Source organism: Mycobacterium sp. (assembly GCF_032161845.1).
Lineage (GTDB): Bacteria > Actinomycetota > Actinomycetes > Mycobacteriales > Mycobacteriaceae > Mycobacterium.
On the sequence record NZ_JAVRQA010000091.1, the window covers coordinates 1 to 3,913 of the forward strand.

Consider the following 3,913-nt stretch of genomic DNA (forward strand, 5'->3'; position numbering starts at 1 on the left):
GCATCGTCCACGTCACCGCCAAGGACAAGGGCACCGGCAAGGAGAACACGATCAAGATCCAGGAGGGCTCCGGCCTCTCCCAGGAGGACATCGATCGGATGATCAAGGACGCCGAGGCGCACGCCGACGAAGACCGCAAGCGCCGTGAGGAGGCCACCGCCCGCAACGATGCCGAGGCGCTGGTCTACCAGACGGAGAAGTTCGTCAAGGAACAGCGTGAGGCCGAGGGCGGCTCCAAGGTTCCCGAGGAGACGCTGACCAAGGTCGAATCTGCGATCACCGAGGCGAAGGCTGCGCTCGAGGGCACCGACATCGCCGCGATCAAGTCCGCGATGGAGAAGCTGGGCGTCGAGTCCCAGGCTCTCGGCCAGGCGATCTACGAGGCCACTCAGGCCGAGCAGGGCGCAGGAGACGGAGCCGGCGGTTCCGCTTCCCAGGCCGATGACAACGTGGTCGACGCGGAGGTCGTGGAGGACGACGAGCAGGAGCGCAAGTGACCCAGGAGAACGATCCGCACGAGCCGGTGACCATCACCGACAAACGGCGCGTCGATCCCGAAACGGGTGAAGTCCGTGAGACCGCCTCTTCGGCGTCGGCCCCCAGTGGGCCGGCGCCGGATCCGGCGGACGCGGGCGCGGCTCCAGGGAGTGATGAGGCCGCCGAGCTCAAGGCGACGCTGCAACGCGTCAAGGCGGAATACGACAACTACCGCAAGCGGTCCGTACGACAGGAACAAGCTGCCAGCGAACGGGGCAAGGCCTTCGCGGCCACGCAGTTGCTGCCCGTGCTCGACGATCTCGAGCGCGCCCGGCGCCACGGTGACCTGGAGTCCGGTCCGCTGAAGTCGGTCGCCGACAAGCTCACCGGCGCACTGCAGGCCATCGGACTGGTGGCCTACGGCGTCGAGGGCGACCCGTTCGACCCGTCACTGCACGAGGCCGTGCAGCACGAGGGCGACGGGACGAACCCGGTCATCGGAACGGTGATGCGCCAGGGCTACCGCCTTGGGGAAGGTCCGGTGCTCAGGCACGCGATGGTCGGCGTCGTCGATTCGGTCGACGAACCCGACACGACCGAGGGTTCGGGCGGGCAAAGCGCGCCAATCGGCGACGAGAATCCAGAATCAGATCGATAGTCGAGCACGAGCGGAAGGCAAGGAGGTGACGCAGCATGGTCCAGCGAGAATGGGTTGAGAAGGACTTCTACAAAGAACTCGGCGTCTCCTCCGATGCCTCCGAGGACGAGATCAAGAAGGTCGCCCGAAAGCTGCTGGCCGAGACTCATCCCGACCGCAACCCGAACAACCCCGACGCCGAGCGGCGGTTCAAGGCCGTCGGCGAGGCCAAGGACGTGCTCTTGGACAAGACCAAGCGCAAGGAATACGACGAAACCCGTCGGCTCTTCGCCAATGGCGGCGGTCGCCGCTTCAGCGGTGGAGGTGGCGGCGGCAACTTCGGCGGCTTCGGCGGCGACGGTGCCGAATTCAACCTCGGCGACCTGTTCGACGCGGCCCCGCAAACGGGTGGGGCCAACATCGGCGACCTCTTCGGTGGGCTGTTCGGTCGCGGTGCCCAACAGCCGCGGCCCAGCCGTCCGCGCCGCGGCAACGACCTGGAGACCGAGACGGAACTCTCGTTCCTCGAGGCGACCAAGGGCGTTGCCATGCCGCTGCGGCTCACCAGCCCGGCGCCGTGCACCAATTGCCATGGCAGCGGAGCCCGCCCGGGCACCAGCCCCAAGGTGTGCCCCAACTGCAACGGTGCGGGCGTCATCAATCGCAACCAGGGAGCCTTCGGGTTCTCCGAGCCCTGCACCGAATGCCGGGGGAGTGGCTCGATCATCGAGGAGCCGTGCGACGAATGCCACGGCACCGGCGTGACCACCCGCACGCGCACCATCAACGTGCGGATTCCACCCGGCGTCGAGGACGGTCAACGCATCCGGCTCGCCGGTCAGGGCGAGGCCGGGTTACGCGGCGCCCCATCGGGTGACCTGTTCGTGACGGTGCACGTTCGGCCCGACAAGGTGTTCGGCCGCAGCGGTGACGATCTCACCGTGACGGTGCCCGTCAGCTACCACGAACTCGCTTTGGGCACAACCCTTTCGGTGCCGACGCTCGAAGGCAAGGTCGGGGTCCGGGTACCCAAGGGAACCTCCGACGGGCGAATCCTGCGGGTCCGGGGCCGCGGGGTACCCAAGCGCGCGGGTGGCCACGGCGACCTGCTGGTCACCGTCAAGGTCGCGGTCCCGCCGAATGTCGACGGCGAGGCGGCCGAAGCGCTCGAGGCCTATGCCAAGGCCGAGCGGGCGAGCGGGTTCGACCCGCGGGCCGGATGGGCCGGTGCGTGATGGCAGGCAAGCGGAGCAGTGACGAGGCCCGCACCTTTCTGATCTCGGTGGCCGCCGAGCTCGCAGGGATGCACGCGCAGACGTTGCGGACGTACGACCGGCTCGGCCTGGTCAGTCCGCAGCGCAGCTCGGGCGGCGGGCGTCGCTACTCCCAGCACGACGTCGATCTGCTCCGCGAGGTACAGCGGCTGTCCCAGGACGAGGGCGTGAATCTTGCTGGCATCAAGCGGATCATCGAATTGACCAACCAGGTCGCAGCCCTGCGCTCGCGGATTAGTGAGATGGCCGACGAGGTCGAGCGGCTGCGCGCCAACCAGCGTCGTGACCTGGCGGTCGTGCCGAAGAGCACGGCGTTGGTGGTCTGGCAGCCCCGCCGCGGCAGCAGATAATCGGCTAGCTCACCGACCTCCGGCGGCCCAACTCGGCGGGTAGGGTTTCGGCGGTGTGGGCCCCGGTGGTGATCTTCGCCGTCATGGCGATGTGGGATCCAGTTCGGGTCGGGGTGGCGGTTTTCGTGGTGGCCCGGTCCCGGCCCGTCGCCAGCCTGTTCGTGTTCTGCGTCGGCGGCATCGCGTCGAGCCTTGCCATCGGCCTCGGTGCGGTCTTCCTGCTGCGCGGGACCACCGAGAGGTTCATCCGCGACGCGGCATCCACGGCAGGCTCCGTTGGGGCAGCGCACGTCAAGGTCATGCTCGGCGGGCTCGCGCTTCTGATCGCGGTCGCCTTGGTCGTCCGTCAGCGGACGCGAATGCCGGTGCCTCACACTGGGCTGCCGGATTCGCCGCGTCCGCGGGCGTCCGCGCCGACGTTGATGTCGAGGATGTCGGCGCGGGGGCGGGCATTGCTCCAGCACGAGTCGCTCTGGGTGGCGTTCGTGGCAGGGCTCTGGGCGGGCCCAGGTCCGCACGTCGAGTTGATCGGAGCGCTCGGCGTCATCCTTGCGTCGCGGGCTGACGCGGAAACTCAGGTGGCCGCGGTGGTGGTGTACGCAGTCATCTCGTTCGCCTTCGCCGAAATCCCACTCGTCAGCTATCTGCTGGCGCCGGCCAAGACGTCGGCATTCCTGAACCAAGTACCTGGATGGTTGCGGGCCCGCCGCCTCAGGGTGGTGGCCGCGGCTCTAACGATTCTCGGGCTGTACCTGGTGGCGACCGGCGTGTGGGGTTGAGAATCCGGCGGCGTTGCCGGAGGAAATCCGCAACCCGGCGTTCGCTGAACTCACCGCCCTCGCCGTAGTGATCGGGGCTCGAGGAATCAGCGTGTTCGGCCGTCGTGGTTCGGCTATTTTGCCACCTCCTTAGCAAGCAACGGGTACTCGGCGCACAACGAAAAGTGGAGCGGCTGAGGCTGTTTGCGATTCCTGCGGATGGGGTGCGAAGAGCCCGTCAGGCTACTAGGTTGAGGCGGCATCATGACCGCCCTGGGAATCTCGAATGACCGCAACCGAGTCGGACACCGCCGACTCTCGCGGGTGGGCGCAAGCATCCAGGATGTGGCGCCGCTGGTGTTGGGCGTCAGCGCGATCCTGGCCGTCGCCGTAAGCACGGCCACCGACCCGATCGAC

At 67.8% G+C, this 3,913-nt stretch carries 5 protein-coding genes; all 5 read left to right on the forward strand.

Annotation, left to right across the window (positions count from 1 at the left end; translation table 11 throughout):
* Positions 1 to 497, forward strand: a 497-nt coding sequence (locus tag QOD90_RS05500; protein ID WP_526347469.1) for an Hsp70 family protein, incomplete at its 5' end; no start/stop codon positions are given.
* On the forward strand, positions 494 to 1,135 hold the full coding sequence (gene grpE / locus QOD90_RS05505) for a nucleotide exchange factor GrpE (RefSeq protein ID WP_526347471.1): 642 nt from the start codon (positions 494 to 496) through the stop codon (positions 1,133 to 1,135). The genes QOD90_RS05500 and grpE, both read left to right, overlap by 4 nt.
* A gap of 35 nt (positions 1,136 to 1,170) precedes the next feature.
* The gene (gene dnaJ / locus QOD90_RS05510) at positions 1,171 to 2,349 is read left to right on the forward strand and encodes a molecular chaperone DnaJ (RefSeq protein WP_526347473.1); all 1,179 of its coding nucleotides are present in this window, start codon (positions 1,171 to 1,173) and stop codon (positions 2,347 to 2,349) included.
* Entirely contained in the window at positions 2,349 to 2,738 is a 390-nt protein-coding gene (locus QOD90_RS05515) for a heat shock protein transcriptional repressor HspR (RefSeq protein ID WP_526347475.1), read from the forward strand. The genes dnaJ and QOD90_RS05515 overlap by 1 nt, the downstream gene beginning before the upstream one ends.
* Positions 2,739 to 2,791: 53 nt before the next feature.
* On the forward strand, positions 2,792 to 3,517 hold the full coding sequence (locus QOD90_RS05520) for a GAP family protein (RefSeq protein ID WP_526347477.1): 726 nt from the start codon (positions 2,792 to 2,794) through the stop codon (positions 3,515 to 3,517).
* Positions 3,518 to 3,913: the final 396 nt, after the last annotated feature.